This window comes from Salinivibrio sp. PR5 (genome assembly GCF_001996085.1).
Classification (GTDB): Bacteria; Pseudomonadota; Gammaproteobacteria; order Enterobacterales; family Vibrionaceae; genus Salinivibrio; species Salinivibrio proteolyticus.
Genome location: NZ_MUFK01000092.1, coordinates 1 through 1,414, shown reverse-complemented (window position 1 = coordinate 1,414; position 1,414 = coordinate 1). Strand labels below are relative to the sequence as shown.

Genomic DNA, 1,414 nt, shown 5'->3' with positions numbered 1-1,414 from the left:
TCTACATCCGGCATGTCGTCAGCATAAAAAAAAATATGTATTGCAAATAACAGAGATAAAGAGTTCTGTTATAAACCAATCGACTAGCAAAAATTTATGTTATAGCTATTTTAGTTTAAAAGATAAATATGATTTGTTTAGTTCGGCGAGCCTAATTAACACGGGCGATTATAAAGATTTTCTGGTGGGGCTAGGATATGAATCGTGTGTGTTGGAAAAGATTGATCTTATTAAGCACTATTTACTAATAGGGCAGTTTAGTCATGGGAGAAAATATTCACTAGCTTGGGATTCTTATCGGGAAAACGGAGATATACCTTGGTCGAGCTTGGTTGAAAAGTGTCGGGGAAAAGATCTGGTTTCTATTATTATCCCTGTTCATGGACAGCTGGAAATAACAAAAGAATGTGTGAAGTCATTATATGAAAATACTAGTGGGTATGATTATGAGGTTATATTAGTAGATAATGGTAGCGATAAAGTTACTGAAAATGGCTTGATATCCCTAACTTATCAATATTCAAATGTGAGAGTCATTAGGCAAGCAGAAAACAAAAACTTTTCGCTTGGTTCTAATTTGGGCTTTGCTGAAGCTGAAGGGGAGTATTGTGTATTTTTGAATAACGATACTCAAGTAACACCCGGTTGGTTAGCTCCGTTAATTGCGCGTATAAAAAAGAATGATGTTTTCGCTGCGCAACCTCTTCTGCTTTATCCAGATGGAACTATCCAGTGCATTGGTATAGTGTTTAATGAAAAAGCTAATATCGGTTATCCAATATATCAGGGATTGGATGTAGACTATTGTAATGCACAGCGACCCAGGCTATTTCAAGCAATTACAGGGGCTTGTATGGCTATCAAATCAAAACTATTTGCACAGGTTCATGGTTTTGATCCCATTTATATTAACGGACAAGAAGACATTGATTTATGCTTGAGGTTAAAATTATTAACAAGAAATAAAGCAGCCTATGTGCCTGAAAGTAAATTATTCCATTTTGAATCAAAAACTCCCGGGCGCAGTAAGTATAGGTTAGAGAATAGATATGTCTTCTATCATTATTGGAGGGAGATGGTTCAACACGACGATTATTATTTTTACGAAGAGGACATGTTTGAAACTGTTAAGTTGTTCTTCGATACTGTTAATAACCCTATAATTCGATCTGTAAAACCTAGCCTAACTATATACAACAGAAGAAATCAATCAATGGATAGTATGCTCAAAATAAAAACTGCCAATACTTACTTCAAAGAAAAGCGTTACGAAGAAGCTATTGAAATGTATAAAATGGCAGCTCAGGAAATACCAGATCTAACAGATTATGTACTATTTAACATTTCATTAATAAATTTAGAGCTTTATGGTGATTTCTCCTATCTTAACTCAACGTTTTTTAGAGGTTCAGAG

1 protein-coding gene is annotated in these 1,414 nt (G+C 34.7%); it reads left to right on the top strand.

Features of this window, described 5'->3' with window-relative positions:
- Positions 1-1,414 (top strand): glycosyltransferase family 2 protein (locus BZG82_RS15985; RefSeq protein WP_131826257.1); only part of this gene is annotated, 1,414 nt, incomplete at both ends.